This window comes from Duganella margarita, assembly GCF_009857535.1.
In the GTDB taxonomy this organism is placed as follows: domain Bacteria; phylum Pseudomonadota; class Gammaproteobacteria; order Burkholderiales; family Burkholderiaceae_D; genus Rugamonas; species Rugamonas margarita.
Window position 1 is genome coordinate 1 of record NZ_WWCS01000082.1, and the last position, 375, is coordinate 375.

Annotated in this window: 1 pseudogene; it reads right to left on the reverse strand. The window is 76.0% G+C overall.

Annotated elements, in window-relative coordinates:
• Nucleotides 1–375 (reverse strand): annotated as a pseudogene (locus GTP55_RS29290) (universal stress protein); the annotation flags it as partial.

The following is a 375-nucleotide window of genomic DNA, read 5'->3' on the forward strand; positions in this document are numbered from 1 at the left end:
CCGCCGGCTCCGCTTGCCAGGGCGCCAGCAGCAGCGGGCGGCCGCTGTGCAGCAGCAGCGTCGCCGGCAGGTCGCGGATGACGCCCGGCGCGGCGGCGTGCGGCGCGCTCTGGCTCAGCACGATCAGGTCGTGGTACCGGGCCTGCTGCAACAGGCCGTCTTCCGGATCGGTGTCGAGCAAGTGCAGCGTCGGCGGCGGCAGGCCGGCATTGTCGGCCAGCGTGGCCAGCGTGGCCAGCGCTCCTTGCGCCTGCGCCTGCCAATCGTGCAGCCGCGCCGCCACCGGCGCCCATTGTTGCGCCGGGTCGGGGGCGGCAAAGCGCGATACGCCGCTGCACGCGACGCCGGTCAGGTGGGCGCCGCAGGCGCGCGCCA